Origin of the sequence: Leifsonella bigeumensis (assembly GCF_039537265.1) — a bacterium.
Taxonomy (GTDB): Bacteria; Actinomycetota; Actinomycetes; order Actinomycetales; family Microbacteriaceae; genus Terrimesophilobacter; species Terrimesophilobacter bigeumensis.
The window spans coordinates 508,364-524,605 of the sequence record NZ_BAABAE010000003.1; the positions used below are offsets into that span (position 1 = coordinate 508,364).

General features: G+C 67.2%; 18 protein-coding genes and 2 riboswitches. Of the genes, 15 read left to right on the forward strand and 3 right to left on the reverse strand.

Annotated elements, in window-relative coordinates; genetic code table 11:
• Nucleotides 1–29: 29 nt before the first annotated feature.
• On the forward strand, nt 30–923 hold the full coding sequence (locus ABD678_RS07490) for an ABC transporter permease (RefSeq protein WP_344755291.1): 894 nt from the start codon (nt 30–32) through the stop codon (nt 921–923).
• On the opposite strand, the gene ABD678_RS07495 is transcribed toward ABD678_RS07490, so the two are convergent.
• The gene (locus ABD678_RS07495) at nt 913–1,845 is read right to left on the reverse strand and encodes a LysR family transcriptional regulator (RefSeq protein WP_344755293.1); all 933 of its coding nucleotides are present in this window, start codon (nt 1,843–1,845) and stop codon (nt 913–915) included. The genes ABD678_RS07490 and ABD678_RS07495 overlap by 11 nt on opposite strands.
• 97 nt (nt 1,846–1,942) lie before the next feature.
• Here ABD678_RS07495 and ABD678_RS07500 point away from each other — a divergent pair, with 97 nt between their 5' ends.
• Nucleotides 1,943–2,857, forward strand: a complete 915-nt coding sequence (locus ABD678_RS07500; protein WP_344755295.1) for a pseudouridine-5'-phosphate glycosidase — start codon at nt 1,943–1,945, stop codon at nt 2,855–2,857.
• A 72-nt stretch (nt 2,858–2,929) separates the two neighbouring features.
• A complete protein-coding gene (ychF, locus tag ABD678_RS07505) occupies nt 2,930–4,006 on the forward strand; it encodes a redox-regulated ATPase YchF (RefSeq protein ID WP_344755297.1) in 1,077 nt (358 codons plus the stop codon).
• Nucleotides 4,007–4,168: 162 nt separating this feature from the next.
• Here ychF and ABD678_RS07510 read toward each other — a convergent pair whose 3' ends face one another.
• Nucleotides 4,169–4,516 carry a VOC family protein gene (locus ABD678_RS07510; RefSeq protein WP_344755299.1) on the reverse strand — a complete coding sequence of 116 codons (348 nt, stop codon included), beginning with the start codon at nt 4,514–4,516 and terminating at the stop codon, nt 4,169–4,171.
• Between the two features lie 52 nt (nt 4,517–4,568).
• Between ABD678_RS07510 and ABD678_RS07515 the strand changes: the two genes are divergently transcribed.
• From ABD678_RS07515 to ABD678_RS07555, 9 genes are all read left to right on the forward strand, one after another.
• On the forward strand, nt 4,569–5,087 hold the full coding sequence (locus tag ABD678_RS07515) for a helix-turn-helix domain-containing protein (RefSeq protein WP_344755301.1): 519 nt from the start codon (nt 4,569–4,571) through the stop codon (nt 5,085–5,087).
• A gap of 107 nt (nt 5,088–5,194) precedes the next feature.
• Complete coding sequence (locus tag ABD678_RS07520) at nt 5,195–5,533, forward strand: ArsR/SmtB family transcription factor (RefSeq protein WP_344755303.1); 339 nt, start codon at nt 5,195–5,197, stop codon at nt 5,531–5,533.
• Complete coding sequence (locus tag ABD678_RS07525; RefSeq protein WP_344755305.1) at nt 5,530–5,994, forward strand: SRPBCC domain-containing protein; 465 nt, start codon at nt 5,530–5,532, stop codon at nt 5,992–5,994. The genes ABD678_RS07520 and ABD678_RS07525 overlap by 4 nt, the downstream gene beginning before the upstream one ends.
• A gap of 142 nt (nt 5,995–6,136) precedes the next feature.
• Nucleotides 6,137–6,691, forward strand: coding sequence for an OsmC family protein (locus ABD678_RS07530; RefSeq protein ID WP_344755307.1), 555 nt, complete (start codon nt 6,137–6,139; stop codon nt 6,689–6,691).
• A 109-nt stretch (nt 6,692–6,800) separates the two neighbouring features.
• A complete protein-coding gene (locus tag ABD678_RS07535) occupies nt 6,801–7,580 on the forward strand; it encodes a hypothetical protein (protein WP_344755309.1) in 780 nt (259 codons plus the stop codon).
• On the forward strand, nt 7,577–7,888 hold the full coding sequence (locus ABD678_RS07540) for a hypothetical protein (RefSeq protein WP_344755311.1): 312 nt from the start codon (nt 7,577–7,579) through the stop codon (nt 7,886–7,888). The genes ABD678_RS07535 and ABD678_RS07540 overlap by 4 nt, the downstream gene beginning before the upstream one ends.
• Before the next feature lie 91 nt (nt 7,889–7,979).
• A complete protein-coding gene (locus ABD678_RS07545; protein ID WP_344755313.1) occupies nt 7,980–8,345 on the forward strand; it encodes an iron chaperone in 366 nt (121 codons plus the stop codon).
• 82 nt (nt 8,346–8,427) lie between these two features.
• Nucleotides 8,428–9,009 (forward strand): DinB family protein, encoded by a 582-nt coding sequence (locus ABD678_RS07550; RefSeq protein WP_344755315.1) that lies wholly within the window; start codon nt 8,428–8,430, stop codon nt 9,007–9,009.
• Nucleotides 9,006–9,563 (forward strand): GNAT family N-acetyltransferase, encoded by a 558-nt coding sequence (locus ABD678_RS07555; RefSeq protein ID WP_344755317.1) that lies wholly within the window; start codon nt 9,006–9,008, stop codon nt 9,561–9,563. The genes ABD678_RS07550 and ABD678_RS07555 overlap by 4 nt, the downstream gene beginning before the upstream one ends.
• Here ABD678_RS07555 and ABD678_RS07560 read toward each other — a convergent pair.
• Complete coding sequence (locus ABD678_RS07560) at nt 9,560–11,458, reverse strand: CASTOR/POLLUX-related putative ion channel (protein WP_344755319.1); 1,899 nt, start codon at nt 11,456–11,458, stop codon at nt 9,560–9,562. The two genes, ABD678_RS07555 and ABD678_RS07560, sit on opposite strands and share 4 nt — an antisense overlap.
• A 79-nt stretch (nt 11,459–11,537) precedes the next feature.
• Nucleotides 11,538–11,633, forward strand: a riboswitch (glycine riboswitch).
• A riboswitch (glycine riboswitch) is annotated at nt 11,634–11,731 on the forward strand.
• 9 nt (nt 11,732–11,740) lie between these two features.
• On the opposite strand from ABD678_RS07560, the gene gcvT reads away from it, so the two are divergent.
• The 3 genes from gcvT to gcvP are packed head-to-tail and all read left to right on the forward strand — an operon-like array spanning nt 11,741 to nt 16,177.
• Nucleotides 11,741–12,904: a glycine cleavage system aminomethyltransferase GcvT gene (gene gcvT, locus ABD678_RS07565; RefSeq protein WP_425561956.1), complete on the forward strand. Its 1,164-nt coding sequence runs from the start codon at nt 11,741–11,743 to the stop codon at nt 12,902–12,904.
• 1 nt (nt 12,905) lies between these two features.
• Nucleotides 12,906–13,292 carry a glycine cleavage system protein GcvH gene (gene gcvH / locus ABD678_RS07570; RefSeq protein WP_344755323.1) on the forward strand — a complete coding sequence of 129 codons (387 nt, stop codon included), beginning with the start codon at nt 12,906–12,908 and terminating at the stop codon, nt 13,290–13,292.
• Nucleotides 13,292–16,177 (forward strand): aminomethyl-transferring glycine dehydrogenase, encoded by a 2,886-nt coding sequence (gcvP, locus tag ABD678_RS07575; protein ID WP_344755325.1) that lies wholly within the window; start codon nt 13,292–13,294, stop codon nt 16,175–16,177. Before gcvH ends, gcvP begins: the two co-directional genes overlap by 1 nt.
• Nucleotides 16,178–16,242 lie beyond the last annotated feature (65 nt).

A 16,242-nucleotide genomic window follows, 5' to 3' on the forward strand; every position in this document is an offset into this window, starting at 1 on the left:
ATCCGATCCCGACAGGAGGTAGAACGACCATGTGGCAGTTTCTTGAGACCAGCCTTCAGGATGCGACGCCGATTGCCCTCGCGGCGCTCGCCGGCACCTTCGCAGCGCGGTGCGGGATCTTCCATCTCGGGCTTGAGGGGCTCATGTGCGTCGGCGCCTTCACGTCCGTCGCGGTAACGATCGGTACCGGCAACGTGCTCACCGGGCTCACCTTCGCGGCGATCGTGTGCGCCATGCTCTCGGTGCTGTTCTGGGCGATCACGGTCAAGCTCAAGGCCGACCCCATCATCGCCGGCCTCGCGCTCACGACCCTCGGCCTCGGAGCCTCGACCTTCGCCCAGGAGACGATCTTCTCGACCCGCGGCACCATCACCGCGCCGGAGGGGCTCTGGCAGCCGTTCGCCGGCACCGGCTTCCCTATGCCGACCCTCTCGATCATCGTCATCGTGACCCCGCTGATCATTCTTGCCTCGTGGATCGTGCTGCGCCGCTCGCAGTTCGGTTTCTCCATCTCGGCGATCGGCGAGTTCCCCTACGCGGCGAGAAGTGCGGGAATCAACATCGATCGGACGCGACTCACGGCCCTGGTCATCGGCGGGGTGCTGTGTGCTCTCGCCGGTGCACAGCTCGCGCTCGGCGGCCTGACCTCGTTCTCCTCCGACATGACTGCGGGGCGTGGCTTCATCGCGTTCTCGGCCGTCGTTCTGGGCGGCTCGCATCCACTGGGCGCGGCGGCGGCGAGTCTCTTCTTCGGCGCGGCGAATACGCTCGGCATCCAGGCGCAGCTGGCCAAGTGGCCGGTTCCGCTCGAGCTCGTGCTCATGCTGCCCTACATTCTCACCATCGTCGCCGTCGCACTCACCGGGGTGCTCTTGCGCAAGGGTGCGGTCGCGCAGTCGGCTTTCGGGGAGCTCAGGAGCTGACCGATCCCGGTGCGGACTCGGTTCGCGACGCGCCCTGCGCTGCCACCCGCCGGACCAGGTCGACGAGGGCGAGCACCTGCTGCCTGGGCTCATCCGCGAGCCAGGCGACCGACATGGGCAGCAGCTGGGGCTCCGCGAGCGGGATGGTGGTGATCCCCGGGAGTACGAGGTTGGCGGTCGACTCGGGCACGAGCCCGAACGCGCGTCCTTCGGAGATGAGGTACGAGCGTGCGCCGACGATGCGTGGGCGGCTGACGAGCACGAGCGGCTCGAGCGAGGACTGCGCGCAGATTTCCAGCAACCGGTCGTAGTACTCGGGGTTGCGCTCGCGCGGCCAGAGCAGCAGGGGAACGTCGGCGAGGTCGGCCAGACTGATGCCGTCCGCACCAGCGAGCGGATGCTCCGAACTCAGCGCCACGAACACCGGTTCCCAGCGGACGATCTCGGTCTGGAAGCGCGCGGGAACATCGATGTAACGGCCGATCCCGACATCGGCGCGACCGGATGCCAGTGCCACTCCCGCTTCTCCCGTCTCGACGGCGAGTTCCTCGACGACAACCCCGGGCATCGTCTCTTCCGCCACGCGCAGGATGTCGGGGACGAGTGCGTTCATGGCGCTCGGCGTTGCCGCGAGTCGGATGCCGGAGTTCGCCGGTCCGGTCAGCCGGGCGGCGACCTCGGTGAAACTCTCACCCGCTTCGAGCAGCGCGCGAGCAAGAGGGAGGAGCGCTTCGCCGGCGGCGGTGAGCACGACGGAGCGGGTCGAGCGCTCGAAGAGCGCGAGTCCGAGATTGCGTTCGAGCCGGCGGATCTCCTGGCTCACGACGGGCTGTGAGACGAAGAGGTTCTCGGCGGCCCGGCCGAAGTGCTCGGTCGTCGCCACGGCCACGAAGAACTCCGCCTGCCGCATCGTGATATTCATAGGGTCACCTTATCAAAGCCATCCTAATCCGTCTTGTTCTTATCAATAGCACCGGCTTACAGTGGAGGAAACACCCACCGATCTCGAAGAGGTTCCCATGTCCCATTCACCATTCGTCGTCTCCACCGAGGTCGCCGATGCGCTTGCCGCCGGCCGCCCCGTGGTCGCCCTCGAGTCGACCATCTTCACCCACGGTCTGCCGCGTCCCCGCAACCTCGAGGTCGCGCGCGAGGCGGAAGAGAGCCTGCGCGCATCCGGCGTCACGCCCGCCACGATCGGCGTCGTCGACGGGGTGCCGACGATCGGCATGTCGGATGCCGAGATCGAGCGCCTCTCCCTCGACGACACCGTCGTCAAGGTGAGCCTGCGCGACCTGCCCATCGCGGCCGCGAAGAAGCTGAACGGCGGCACGACGGTCGCCGCCACCGCCTACCTGGCGCACCTGGCCGGCGTGAAGGTCTTCTCCACCGGCGGCCTCGGCGGGGTGCACCGCGGTGCGGAGACCACCTTCGACGAGTCCTCCGACCTCGGCACGCTCGCCAGGGTGCCGCTCGTCGTCGTGAGCGCCGGCGTCAAGTCGATCCTCGACATCCCGCTGACCCTCGAGCGCCTCGAGACCCTCAACGTGCCGGTCGTCGGTTACCGCACGACCGACTACCCCGGCTTCTACGTCTCCGACTCCGGCTACGACATCGAGTACTCGGTCGACAGCCCGGAGGAGATCGCCGCGATCGCGAAGAACCGCGACGAGATCGGCCTGGAGTCGACACTCCTCGTCGCCAACCCGGTCGCCGAGGACAAGCAGCTTCCGCCTGAAGTGCACGTCGCGGTGCTCGCCGAGGCCATCGAGGCTTCGCATACCGCCGGGATCTCCGGCAACGAGACGACCCCGTTCCTGCTCGACTACATCCAGCGCGCCACCAAGGGTGCGAGTCTCGACGTCAACGTCGAGGTGTACCGCGGCAACGTCGCGCTCGGCGGTCTCATCGCGGCTGCGATCCAGAAGGCCTGAGTTTCAGCAGCACTGATCGGTCGGGTTGCTGCGGGCAGGGGCCACGGCGGGTAGCGGATACGCTTAACCCCCGTGGCCCTTACTATCGCGATCGTCGGACTACCGAACGTCGGCAAGTCGACCCTGTTCAACGCCCTCACCCGAAACCAGGTGCTCGCGGCGAACTACCCGTTCGCGACGATCGAGCCGAACATCGGCGTCGTGAACCTCCCGGATGCCCGGCTCACGGTGCTCTCCGACATCTTCGGCAGCGAGCGCATCCTTCCGGCCCCGGTCTCCTTCGTCGACATCGCCGGCATCGTCAAGGGCGCGAGCGAGGGGGAGGGGCTCGGCAACAAGTTCCTGGCGAACATCCGTGAGGCGGATGCGATCGCGGTCGTCTCGCGCGGTTTCGCCGACCCGGATGTCGTGCACGTCGACGGACGGGTGGATGCGGCATCCGACCTGGAGACGATTCACACCGAGCTCGTGCTCGCCGACCTGCAGACGCTCGAGAGGGCGATCGAGCGGTACGAGAAGGAAGTGAAGACGAAGCGCACCGAGCCCGTCGTGCTCGAGACCGCGAAGGCGGCGGCCGAGTGGCTGAACACCGGCAGGCCCCTGTCGGCCGACGTCAAGCTCGACCTCGAACCGATTCGTGAGCTCGGGCTGCTGACCGCGAAGCCGTTCATCTACGTGTTCAACGTGGATGAGGGCATCCTCGGCGACGCGGCGGCGCTCGACGGTCTCGCCGCGCTCGTCGCGCCCGCGAAGGCGGTCTTCCTCGATGCGAAGCTCGAGTCGGAGCTCATCGACCTCGACCCCGCGGATGCCGCGGAGCTTCTCGCGTCAACCGGCCAGTCCGAGTCGGGTCTCGACCAACTCGCCCGCATCGGCTTCGACACGCTCGGCCTGCAGACCTACCTGACGGCGGGCCCGAAGGAGGCGCGGGCCTGGACGATCCACAAGGGCTGGAAGGCGCCCCAGGCCGCCGGGGTCATCCACACCGACTTCGAGAAGGGCTTCATCAAGGCCGAGGTCATCTCCTTCGACGACCTCGTGGCGACCGGCTCGGTGCACGAGGCCCGCTCCAAGGGCAAGGCCCGCATGGAGGGCAAGGACTACGTCATGCAGGACGGCGACGTGGTGGAGTTCCGGTTTAACGTCTAGCGTTAATGGCGCACCTCGTTCTGGCTCAACCTACAGACGCGCTACGAACTGGAACTCGCGGAGGGTCGGATGGCCGATCAAGTCGCCGCAATCACTCCGCTGAAGGTCGCGTGAGGTCGCAACTTCTCGGATTGCGCCCACCGCGCGATGGCGTCGATCGGCCTAGTCGGCCGTACTTTGATCGATGATGTAGGTGATGTTGCCGGACGGGTCGGTCACACTCGCCCACCAGCCTCCAGGAATCTCCGACGGTTCTTTCGCGACCGACAAACGTTCGCGCCGCTCGTCGATCCACAGTCGGACGTCATCCACGGTGAGTATCGGCCCCGATTTCTCGCTGCCTGTCGTGGAAACGTCCAGCATGACGCTCACCTCGCCGTCCGATGGTCCGATGGCGGCGGTGCTGTCACCTTCGCGCCAGAGTTCAGTCCAGCCCAACGCATCGCGGTAGTAAGCGAGCGCTTGCTGGAGGTCGGTGACCGGCAGGTACACCATCTCGATTTTCTCCATGTCCAGATCGTAATCGGGTTACGATATTCCGTCAACGTGTTATGTTGACCGTGTGCCGGACTGGATCCCCAATCGATCGTCAGCCAAGGGCCGGCTCGCCCTGGCTGCACTCGAGGTTTTCGGATCGTCGCCCTTTGACGTGGTGTCGGTGTCGACCCTCGCACGAGCGGCCGACGTGACGACCGGAGCGCTCTATCACCACTTCGGAAGCAAGGTCGGTCTCTACGACGCGGTTCGTGGTGACGTCGAACGGCGTGTACTGGATCGGGTTGAGGGGGCCTTCGCCGCTCGGCCCGACGACGAACCCGCCGCCGCCGCCCTCGCTGCACTGAAGGTCGCGTTCGATTACCTCACCGATCAGGGCTACACCCGGCTCTTGGGCGCCGATCACCCTGATCGGCGCGTCGATCCGATCGTCGAGTACCTCTCCGGTGTCGTTGACCGCGATCACGTGCCGCTTGCCCGTCTGTTGTGTGCCGCGTGGCGTGAGGCTCTGCTCAGTGTGAGTGACGGCGTTTCCTCAGCTGACGCCCGAACTGCGCTCGACGCACTTCACGTTCGAGTGCAGTGAGACGCTTGGGGTGAAAGCGATGACCCCGCCGGGTCGAGCGAGTACGCCGGAAGCCGCCGTGCGTCCATGTCTTGCGCGTCGACGGGACGTAAACCATACTTAGCTACATGGCTAACTATTCGGAGGCCCTCGACAACGTCTTCGCCGCGCTGTCGGATCCCACCCGTCGTGCCGTCGTGCGTCGTCTCGGTGCGGGCGAGGCGAGCGTCAGTGAACTTGCCGCAGACACGTCCATGGCGCTGCCATCGTTCCTGAAGCACGTGCGCACACTGGAGCGCAGCGGCATCGTTCGCACGTCGAAGGTGGGCCGTGTGCGCATGTGCTCGCTGCGGCGAGAGCAGCTTGCCGCGATCGACGATTGGCTGATCGCTCAGCGTCGCGGGTGGGAGGAGCGCACTGACCGACTCGAAGACCTCGTCACCCGCCCGGAACAGGAGGAAACATGAACCCCGATCTCGATTTCATGATTGAGCGCATCATTCGCGCACCCCGTGCCACCGTCTGGAAGGCATGGACCACGCCGGAGCTCTTCGAGAAGTGGTGGATCCCCAAGCCCTACTCGTGCCGAGTCGATGCATTCGCGCCGCACGCGGGTGGTGGCTTCGTCACCATGATGAGTGAGGACGGTTCTGCGTTCACACCGCACATGGATGCGGCGTTCCTCGTCGTCGACGAGGGGGAACGCCTGGTGTTCACGAACGCCGTGGACAGTACTCTGCGTCCTGCAAACCCGATGCCGGTTCCGGTGACGGGAGAGGTGACGCTCGCCGATCATGCCGACGGGACCCTCTACCGGATCGTGGCGCGTCATGGGGATCCCCGGGCTCGCGCTCGACATGAGGAACTCGGTCTGTCCGACGGCTGGGGCTCTGTCGCCGAGCAGCTGGCCGCGCTCGCTGAAGCGTGACGATCGAGGGTCGACGCGTGGTACTCCGGGCACCCGCGCGGGACGCACCCGTTGCACGACCTCACAGCGCGTTCGTTACGCCAGGTTCCCTCGTGTGACGTAACGTTCGGCGTGGGATTGCGCCGGTCTATAGCGTCGCCTCATGACTATCACCGACACCCAATTCACCGTCCCGTCCATCGCCGACGAGGAGCGCGCCCAGCGCCTCGATGAGGCCGCCGTCGCCTGGGGTGAGCGCATCGCCGCCACACCATCCAGCGCCCACCTCACCTACCACGTGAACGGAGTGGGCACCGGCTCCGTCGCCACCGAAGTAACCGTCGGCAAGCACAGCTTCCTCGTGGACGAGCCCGACTCGCTCGCCGGAGACGACCTCGCGGCGAGCCCCGTCGAGTACGCGCTCGGCGCGCTCATCTCGTGCCAGGTCGTCGTCTACCGGTTGTATGCGCAGGCACTCGGCATCCGGATCGACGCCATCGACGTGACGGCGGCCGGCGACCTCGACGCGCGCCGCCTGTTCGGCATCGACGAGTCGGTTCGCGCGGGATTCAGCGACGTGCGCCTGGCGATCTCCATCTCCGGCCCCGACAGCCAGGAACGCTATGACGAACTGCGTGAGGTCGTCGACGCGCATTGCCCAGTGCTGGACCTCTTCGCCAACCCGACCCCGGTGAGTGTCACGGTCACCAAGGCCTGATCCCGTCGATCGCCTGCCCGTGAGCCGCCGACCGCGACTGCGCACTGGTGCAGACCCCTTCTCTGCTGCTAGATTGCACCGGTAGCTACCACTTTCTTTTGGGGGGAAAATGAAGCGCTCATTAATCAGTCTGGCCGCAATCGGCTCACTGGTCGTCGGCTCACTCGGCGTTGCAGGCGCAGCACAGGCGGCAACGCCCGATGAGGTCGCCGACTGGATCACGGCCGCGGCCCTGGAGAACCTGGGTCTCACGACCGGGTCTCCGGAGTTCGAGGACGCCATCAGGGATGCCATCCAGCAGGCGCTCGAGGCCGGCCTGATCTCGGCCGCGGTCGAGGAGGTCGCCGACGACGAGGGTGACGAGGGCGATGCGGACGACGCCCTGGACGAGACGCTCGAGGAGCAGGGCACCATCTGGGACGAGATCAAGGAAGCATGGCGTACCGGCCAGGAAGAGGCACACGCCGCCTTCACCGAGTGCCGTGACGCCGCCGAGGGCGGCGCGAACCTGTGTGCTTTCGAGTTCCGCTACGCGATGCAGGTCAACAACATCGCCGCCTTCCAGGCGCGTCACGAGGCGCGCTTGCTCGCCGATGCCGACTCGATGACCGAAGAGGAGCTCGCGAATGCTGAGGAGAAGCTCGCTCACCACGAGTCGATCGCCATGGCGCGCCTCGATCGTGCCGCTGCGCACCTCGCGAAGAAGACCGGCACCGTGATCGAGGACGACATCGAGGAAGCGACCGAGGAGGCCCTCGTGACGATCGAGGCGACCTCGTCGGTCAAGGCTCACGCCAACAACGGAAACGGCGCTGGCAAGTCGCACAAGCCCGACCGGTCGGACCGGCCTGCCAAGGGCAACAACGGCAAGGGCAACCCGAACAAGTGATTCGGCTGCGCAACCGGTCAGGACTGCTCGGTGCGGTCCTGGCCGGTTTCGTCGTCGCCGGATTGCTGTCGGGCTGCACGGCCACCCCGCCTGAATCGGTGACGGATACCGAGGTCAGGGCCCCGGATTCCATCACCGCGAAAGGCGTCGTCCTCGCAGCCGTCCTGCTCTCGACCGCCGACATCACCGCCGCAGTAGCGGAAGGGCTGGTCACGCCGGCCGAGGTCGATACGGCGCAGAAGGCGATCGAAGAGGGAACCCTCGACGAGTGGCGGCAGAAGGCCGAGCAGGAGTCCTCGACCGACTGAGGCTCGAGCGTGAAGGACACATCGGGCCTGCGCGACTCGTGACGTCCGGTCGCCGCTTGAGCGTCTCGCGGCCGGGAGGTACCCTCGGCCCATGGCGAAACCGCAGACGGTCGACGACTACATCGCCGCGTTCCCCATCCCGGTGCAGTCGCGGCTCCGGGAGCTGCGTGCACTGAGCAGGGCGAGCGCGCCGCTGGCAGCCGAGGGTCTCAAGTGGGGCAACCCGGCATATTCCTCGGGCACGATCCTGTTCGCCTTCGCCGGTTACCGCGGGCACTCCAATTTCGTCTTCACCCCGAGCACGAGGGAAGCATTCACCGACGAGCTCACCGCGTTCACGACAGGCAAGGGCTCGGTGCAGCTCCCGCACGAGGAGCCGGTACCCGCCGATCTTCTCCGCCGGATGATCGCCTACCGCATCGACGAGTTCGAGAACCAGCACATCCTCTGGCGCTAGCGAGCGCCGACAGGCGCCCCCTCCACTTGCCTTCCTCGAGGTCGGTATTCGGGGTTACTCGGTGCTGGTTTAGTCTGGGCGAATGCTGACGGAGAAGGAAACCCTCCACCGCTACGTGCAACAGGGCAGGGAGGCGCTCCTATGGAAACTCGACGGGCTCGGCGAACGCGATGTGCGCTGGCCGATGACCCGTACCGGCACGAACCTCCTCGGCATCGTCAAGCACGTCGCCAGCGTCGAGATCGGCTACTTCGGCGAGGTGTTCGACCGCCCGTCGGGTGAGCCGCTTCCCTGGTTCGCAGACGGCTCCCCGGACAACGCCGACATGTGGGCGACCGCAGACGAGTCGCGGCAGGGCATCATCGACCTCTACCACCGGTCCTGGGCGCACTCCGACCGCACGATCGACGAGCTCCCGCTGGATGCTCCCGGCTTCGTCCCATGGTGGTCTCCGGAGTCGCGCGACGTCACGCTGCACCGCATCCTCGTGCACATGATCGCCGAGACGGCCCGGCATGCCGGGCATGCCGACATCGTCCGCGAACTCATCGACGGGCAGGCAGGAGTGCGCGCCGACAGCAGCAACCTGCCCGATCACGACGCGGCATGGTGGTCCGACTACGTCGCGACACTGCAGCGGGCTGCGGAGGATGCCGCAGGATGACGCCCGACCTCCCCATCGAGACCGAGCGCCTCATCCTGCGGGCGTTCACCACCGCCGACGCCGAGCGCTACTTCTCCTACCGCAGCCTCCCCGAGACCGTCCGCTACCTCTACCGCGACCCGTTGACGCTCGCCGAGTCGATCGAGCGGATGCCCCAGTACGCCCGCCTCGAGTTCGAGAAGGATGCCGACATCTTCACGCTCGCGATCCAGCCGAAGGGCGAGACCGAGCTTGCCGGCGAGATCCTGTTCAAACTCGAGAGCACGCGTGCCAGGCAGGGCGAGATCGGCTACAGCCTGCATCCGGATGCCATCGGCAGGGGCTACGTGACGGAAGCCGCCGAGGCCATGCTTCGCCTCGGGTTCGAGCACTTCGACTTCCACCGGATCTTCGCGCGCATCGACGCGGAGAACGCCCGGTCGGCGCGGGTCGCCGAGCGTCTGGGGATGCGCCGCGAGGCACACCTCATCGAGAACGACTTCTTCGGCGGCCGCTGGGGCAGCGAGTACGTCTACGCCATCCTCGCCTCGGAGTGGCGTGGGCGGCCCGCCTAATCCTCCGCGAGGACGACGATGCGATCGGATGCCGCGAAACTCACCCGCTCACCCTTCGGCGGGTTCAGCAGCACCCCGTAACCCCGTGCGGCGTCGTGAGCATGGGCGACGATCCGGTACCCGATCGCGGTCTCTCCGCGCCGTCTGGCCGCCTCGAGCAGGGTGTAGAAGTCGACCGGCTCACCGGGGCGCACATAGCGGTCGACCGGCTTGAGGTAGATCTCGCTGCCCTCACTGGAGAACAGGGAGTCGAAGACCTTCGCCAGGATGCGGTTCTCCGAGAGCTGGGAGAGGGCGAGGCTGATGAGCTTGTCGCTCACGATGAAGTCGTCGGCCTTCGTCACCTCGGCGATCTCACGGTTGCGATCATCGAGCATCTCGCTCACGATGTTGAGCGCGGCGCCGGCGTTCTCACCGATCTCGCGCAGGTGCAGCAGCGTCACGAGGGTCTTCGCATCGGCGCGCTGGGCGTCCGCCATCTCCTTGTAGGCGAGCACGATGATGTGGTCGAACGAGGGGACGTCGAGGCTCTCGAGCATCGCACGGCTCGTCGTGTCTCCCCGGATGTACTCGATCTCGAGGCTCCCCAGCTCGGGCAGCTTGGGCGGTTTGGCCTCCGCCACGATGGTCACCTGCGAGCCATCGCTGACGTACTCGTCGAGCTCCTGGAGGATCGTCCCGAGGTCGGAGTTGCAGCCGAGCACGAGGGTGCGCTCGGAGCGTCGTTCCCCGTCCGGCGTGCCGGTGATCGCGGCCGGGTCCGGAGTGCCGGGAGTGCCGAGCTTCACCGCGCTGTCGTCGGTGGAGATGACGATCAGCCGGTCGTCGGAGGTGAGGACGGTGGCGGCATCCGGGTTGATCATGACCGTCTCGCCTCTGGCGATGCCGAAGACGCAGGACTCGGCGAACGCGAGCTGGGCGTCGAAGTAGGTCTTCCCGGCCAGGGTCGGCTGCGCGGTGAAGTAGATCTCGTCCCCCTCGAAGTCGAGCAGCTCGGTATAGACGGCGCTCAGCCCGCTCTGACGACAGGTCTGCACCGTGATGCGGCTGATGAGGTCGCGGGTGAGCACCCAGCTGACCTCATCGCGCCCGACGAGCGTCGCCGCCTCGAGATTGCGCGCATCCTGCAGTTCGCCCACGATGTTGAGCACACCATCGCCGCGCCGAGGATTGTTGGTGAGTGCGAGCGCCATCTTGATGACGACCGAGTCGGGGTCTTCGCTGCCTTCAGGCGCGACGAGGATGATGCTGCGCGCCGAGTGCGGATTGCCGAGCTCGAGGTCGCCGAGATCCATGGGGTCGCCGCTGCGCACGATGATGCGCGTCGACGTGTTGCGCGGCAGCACGGCCTTCAGCTCGTCCTCCAGTTCCACCTTGTCGCGATTCGCCAGCACGACGATGGCCGGTCTCCTGCGCGATTCGTTGGCGATGCACAGCTCGCTCACGATCGGCAGCACCTTCTGGCTCCAGCCGAGAATGAGCGTGTGATCGGCCTCGAGGACGCGCGAGCGGCCTTTGCGCAGGTCTTCGACCTTGCGGTCGAAGGCGCTCGAGATGATGCCGATGAGGCTCGCCACCATGATGAGGCCGCCGATGGTGACGACGAGCATCGCGGCGCGGAAACCCCAGCCGCGGTCGGTGCCCATCGTGCCGGGGTCGAGCGTGCGCATGAGGTTGCCCCAGAGGATCTCGAAGAACGTCGGATCGTCGTCGCCGGTCTCCTGAGGCGGGAAGAATCCGAACACGACGACCACGAGGGCGATGACCGCGATGAACAGGAGGGTGGCCACGCCGAGCAGGCCCATGACCGCGATCGTGCCCCGCGCCATGATGTTGTCGAACCAGTAGCGGAACCGGTCACGCAGCGGGGCCGGAGCTGCTCCTCGAGTCGGCATGGCCGTCATCCTAGTGGGACGGGGGCACGCACTGGGAGCCTCCGCTTGCTAGGCTTGCACGACAATCGAATATCGGGCCGCACACGATGCGGGAGAGCCGTCCGATCACCGGCACGGCACCGAAGGAGCAAGCCTCCCCGCCAATCTCTCAGGTCACCAGTACCGCATCGCCCAGGCCACTCTGGAGAGCGGTTTTTGCGTAGCAAGAACCCGCCCACGGTGAAAGCCGACGACAGTCGGTGAAACTCTCAGGCCCAAGACAGAGGGGGAGTTCGTCCGCTCATGCCAGGAGAACTCGTGTCCGATTCCCCCACACCCCGATCGCAGATCACCGAACGACATTCGCCGCTCCATCGACTGCATGTGGATGCCGGTGCGAGCTTCACCGACTTCGCCGGCTGGCAGATGCCGGTGAGCTACGGTTCCGATCTCGCCGAGCATCACGCCGTGCGCCGCGCCGCCGGCATCTTCGACATCTCCCATATGGCGGAGATCAGCGTGACGGGCCTGGATGCCGCAGCCTTCCTCGACTACGCCCTCGCCGGCAAGATGTCGACCCTCTCGCTCATGCAGGCGAAATACAGCCTGCTGCTCGATGAGAGGGCCGGGATCGTCGACGACCTCATCGTCTACCACAACGCGGACGGGGAGTACCTCGTCGTCGCGAACGCCGGCAACCACGATGTCGCCGTCGAGGAGCTCGTCGCCCGCGCGGCAGGGTTCGACGTGACGGTCACCGACGTCAGCGACGCCACCTCCCTCATCGCCGTGCAGGGGCCGCGGGCACTCGAGATCCTCGAGGCGACCGAGGGGCTCACCGTCCTCGACGGCCAGCAGCCCTTCGCCGACCTCAAGTACTACTGGTCGACGGGCGCCGCCTTCGGCGACGGTACCGTCTTCGTCGGGCGCACCGGGTACACCGGCGAAGACGGCTTCGAACTCTACGTCGACACGGCGAGTGCCGAGCAGCTCTGGCGCGCGCTCGTCGCGGCCGGGGAGCCCCTCGGGCTCGTGCCGGCCGGACTGGCCAGCCGCGACACCCTCCGCCTCGAGGCCGGGATGCCGCTCTACGGTCATGAGCTCGGCCGCGATGTCCTGCCCGTCCAGGCGGGCCTGGCTCGCGTCGTGCACTTCACCAAGGAGGGCGACTTCGTCGGCCGGGCCGCGGCGGAAGCCGGACCGCCGGAGGGGGCGAGGGTCCTCGTCGGACTCGTCTCCGACGGCCGCCGCGCAGGGCGTGCCGGCTACGGCGTCTTCGCCGGTGACACCGCCGTCGGCGAGATCACGAGCGGCGCCCTGTCGCCGACACTCGAGCATCCGATCGCCATGGCGTTCGTCGACCCGCAGTACTCCGAGCCCGGAACCGTGCTCGACCTCGACGTGCGGGGGACCAGGATCCCCGCGACCGTCACCGCGTTGCCGTTCTACACGAGAGAGAAGAACTGACATGACCGAGAAGGCGAATCTCAAGTTCACCGCCGAGCACGAGTGGCTCGACATCCAGGGGAAAACGGCGACGATCGGCATCACCGACTACGCCGCCGACAAGCTCGGCGATGTCGTGTTCGTCGAGCTGCCGAAGGCCGGCAGCACCGTGCAGGCAGGCAGGGTCGTCGGCGAGATCGAGTCGACCAAGTCGGTGGGGGAGCTCTTCGCTCCCGTCGACGGCACGGTGCTCGAAGCCAACAGCGTCGTCGTCGACAGCCCGGAGCTCGTCAACGAGGACCCGTTCGGCAAAGGCTGGATGATCAAGGTCGAGGTCGCCGACGCATCCGTCTTCGATTCGGCCGGCCTGCTCGACCTCGACGCCTACACCGCGCTGGTAGGGGAGTGATGGCGTCGAACCCCGCCCCGCTGCGGAACCCGGAAGACCTCGATTCGTTCTCGTCCCGCCATATCGGCACCGGAGGCGACGCCCAGGCCACGATGCTCGGGGCGCTCGGCTACGAGTCCGTCGACGCGCTGCTGTCTGCGGCGGTCCCCGACTCGATCCAGCTGAAGAATGCCGCATCCGTGCTGCCGCCGGCCGCGACCGAGCGCGAGGCGCTCACCGAACTCCGCGGCATCGCCTCCCGCAACACGGTGAATCGCGCCATGATCGGGCTCGGCTACTACGACACGATCACGCCCGCGGTCATCAAGCGCAACGTGCTCGAGAACCCGAGCTGGTACACCGCCTACACGCCGTACCAGCCGGAGATCTCCCAGGGACGCCTCGAAGCGCTCATCAACTTCCAGACCATGGTCGCCGACCTCACCGGCCTCGACACGGCGAACGCCTCGATGCTCGATGAGTCGACGGCGGTCGTCGAGGGGATGCTGCTCGCACGGCGCGCATCCAAGTCCGACTCGAACGTGTTCCTCGTCGACGCGGATGCCTTCCCCCAGACGAAGGCGCTGCTCGAGAATCGCGCGGAGGCCGTCGGCATCCAGTTGCACTACACACCGTACGACATGTCGCCTCCGCCGTCGGACATCGATGTCTTCGGCGCCTTCATCCAGTACCCCGGCGCTTCCGGCCGTGTCTGGGACCCCTCCGAGGTCATCGATGCAGTGAAGGCCCAGGGGGGTGTGACCGTCGTCGCAGCCGACCTGCTCGCCCTCACCCTGCTCAAGTCGCCCGGTGAACTGGGCGCCGATGTCGCGGTCGGCACGACGCAGCGCTTCGGTGTTCCGATGGGCTTCGGCGGACCCCACGCCGGCTACATGGCGGTGCGCTCAGGGCTCGAGCGACAGCTTCCCGGCCGCCTCGTCGGCGTCTCGAAGGATGCGGACGGTCACCCCGCCTACCGCCTCACCCTGCAGGCGCGCGAGCAGCACATCCGTCGCGAGAAGGCCACCTCGAACATCTGCACCGCGCAGGTGCTGCTCGCCGTCATGGCGGGCATGTACGCCGTGTACCACGGTCCAGGGGGCTTGCGCGTCATCGCCGAACGGGTCGCGCTCTCGACCCGGTTCCTGGCCGGCGCCGCAAGCGATGGCGGGCATACGGTCGTGCACGGCAACTACTTCGACACGCTCACACTGGAGACGGGCCGCAGCGCCGACGACCTCCTCGAGCGCGCCGGCCAGGCCGGCTTCCTGTTCCACCGCGTCGACGACGACCACGTGCAGTTCTCCGTCGATCAGACGACGAGCGCCGAGGAGCTGCGCGCCCTCGCCGGGGTGCTGGGCGCCGAAGGCGTGGTGCTCGAAAACACGAGACCCGGCCGCGCCGATCTGGCCGACTGGATCCCCGAAGCCCTCCTGCGCACGAGCGACTACCTCACGCATCCGGTGTTCAACACGCACCGTTCGGAGACGAGCATGATGCGCTACCTCAAGTACCTCGCCGACAAGGATTACGCGCTCGACCGCGGGATGATCCCGCTCGGTTCGTGCACCATGAAGCTCAACGCCGCGACCGAGATGGAGGCGGTGACCTGGCCCGAGTTCGCCGGCATCCACCCGTTCGCGCCCGAGGCGGATGTCCTGGGCTACCTCGACCTCATCGAGCAGCTGCAGAGCTGGCTCGCCGATGTCACCGGGTACGACTCCGTCTCCCTGCAGCCGAACGCGGGCAGCCAGGGCGAGCTCGCCGGGCTCCTCGCCATCCGGGGCTATCACCGCTCGCGGGGCGAGGACGGGCGCACCGTCTGTCTCATCCCGTCGAGCGCGCACGGCACGAACGCGGCGAGTGCCGTGCTCGCCGGCATGCGCGTCGTCGTGGTCGACTGCGACGAGCTCGGCAACGTGGACGTCGGCGACCTGCGTGCGAAGGTGCAGGAGCACGCGGCGGAACTCGCCGCCCTCATGGTCACCTACCCTTCGACGCACGGCGTCTACGAGCACGAGATCCGCTCGATCACGGATGCTGTGCACGAGGCCGGCGGACAGGTCTACATCGACGGTGCGAACCTCAACGCGCTGCTCGGGTATGCCCGATTCGGGGAGTTCGGCGGCGACGTCTCGCACCTCAACCTGCACAAGACCTTCTGCATCCCGCACGGCGGTGGCGGCCCGGGTGTCGGCCCGGTCGCCGCGAAGGAGCACCTCGCGCCCTTCCTGCCCGGGCACCCCCTGTCCCAGCGTGGGGCCACGAGCAATCCGGTCTCGGCCGCCCCCTACGGCAGCCCGAGCATCCTGCCCATCACCTGGGCCTACATCCGGATGATGGGCGCCGACGGGCTGCGTGAGGCGACGGGCGCGGCCGTCCTCGCCGCGAACTACCTCGCGGTGCGCCTGCGCGAGCACTTCCCCGTGCTCTATTCGGGCGAGAACGGGCTCGTCGCGCACGAGTGCATCCTCGACCTGCGTCCGCTCACCGAGCGCACCGGGGTCACGGTCGACGATGTCGCGAAGCGGCTCATCGACTACGGGTTCCACGCCCCGACGATGTCGTTCCCGGTTCCCGGCACCCTCATGGTCGAGCCGACCGAGAGCGAGGATCTCGGCGAGCTCGAGCGCTTCATCGAGGCGATGGTCGCGATCAAGGCCGAGGCGGATGCCGTGGCCGCGGGCGAGTGGCCGGCCGACGACAACCCGCTCCACAACGCTCCGCATACGGCGCGGTCGGTCATCGTGGGGGAGTGGGAGCACGCCTATCCGCGCGAGAAGGCCGTGTATCCGGTGTCGTCGCTGCTCAGGGACAAGTACTGGCCGCCGGTGCGCCGCGTCGACCAGGCCTGGGGGGACCGCAACCTCTTCTGCGCCTGCCCGCCGCCGGAGGCCTTCGAGTAGCGCGCTGGAGCTTGGAGCGAAGGCCATTTCTGGCCTTCGCCGCAGCGCAGCGTGCCAGCGCCGAC

Bases quoted from the DNA above. Each gene is read 5' to 3' on its own strand.
- ABD678_RS07490 (WP_344755291.1), top strand. From the start codon at position 30: ATGTGGCAGTTTCTTGAGACCAGCCTTCAGGATGCGACGCCGATTGCC.
- ABD678_RS07495 (WP_344755293.1), bottom strand. From the start codon at position 1,845: ATGAATATCACGATGCGGCAGGCGGAGTTCTTCGTGGCCGTGGCGACG.
- ABD678_RS07500 (WP_344755295.1), top strand. From the start codon at position 1,943: ATGTCCCATTCACCATTCGTCGTCTCCACCGAGGTCGCCGATGCGCTT.
- ABD678_RS07510 (WP_344755299.1), bottom strand. From the start codon at position 4,516: ATGGAGAAAATCGAGATGGTGTACCTGCCGGTCACCGACCTCCAGCAA.
- ABD678_RS07520 (WP_344755303.1), top strand. From the start codon at position 5,195: ATGGCTAACTATTCGGAGGCCCTCGACAACGTCTTCGCCGCGCTGTCG.
- ABD678_RS07525 (WP_344755305.1), top strand. From the start codon at position 5,530: ATGAACCCCGATCTCGATTTCATGATTGAGCGCATCATTCGCGCACCC.
- ABD678_RS07530 (WP_344755307.1), top strand. From the start codon at position 6,137: ATGACTATCACCGACACCCAATTCACCGTCCCGTCCATCGCCGACGAG.
- ABD678_RS07535 (WP_344755309.1), top strand. From the start codon at position 6,801: ATGAAGCGCTCATTAATCAGTCTGGCCGCAATCGGCTCACTGGTCGTC.
- ABD678_RS07545 (WP_344755313.1), top strand. From the start codon at position 7,980: ATGGCGAAACCGCAGACGGTCGACGACTACATCGCCGCGTTCCCCATC.
- ABD678_RS07550 (WP_344755315.1), top strand. From the start codon at position 8,428: ATGCTGACGGAGAAGGAAACCCTCCACCGCTACGTGCAACAGGGCAGG.
- ABD678_RS07555 (WP_344755317.1), top strand. From the start codon at position 9,006: ATGACGCCCGACCTCCCCATCGAGACCGAGCGCCTCATCCTGCGGGCG.
- ABD678_RS07560 (WP_344755319.1), bottom strand. From the start codon at position 11,458: ATGCCGACTCGAGGAGCAGCTCCGGCCCCGCTGCGTGACCGGTTCCGC.
- gcvT (WP_425561956.1), top strand. From the start codon at position 11,741: ATGCCAGGAGAACTCGTGTCCGATTCCCCCACACCCCGATCGCAGATC.
- gcvH (WP_344755323.1), top strand. From the start codon at position 12,906: ATGACCGAGAAGGCGAATCTCAAGTTCACCGCCGAGCACGAGTGGCTC.
- gcvP (WP_344755325.1), top strand. From the start codon at position 13,292: ATGGCGTCGAACCCCGCCCCGCTGCGGAACCCGGAAGACCTCGATTCG.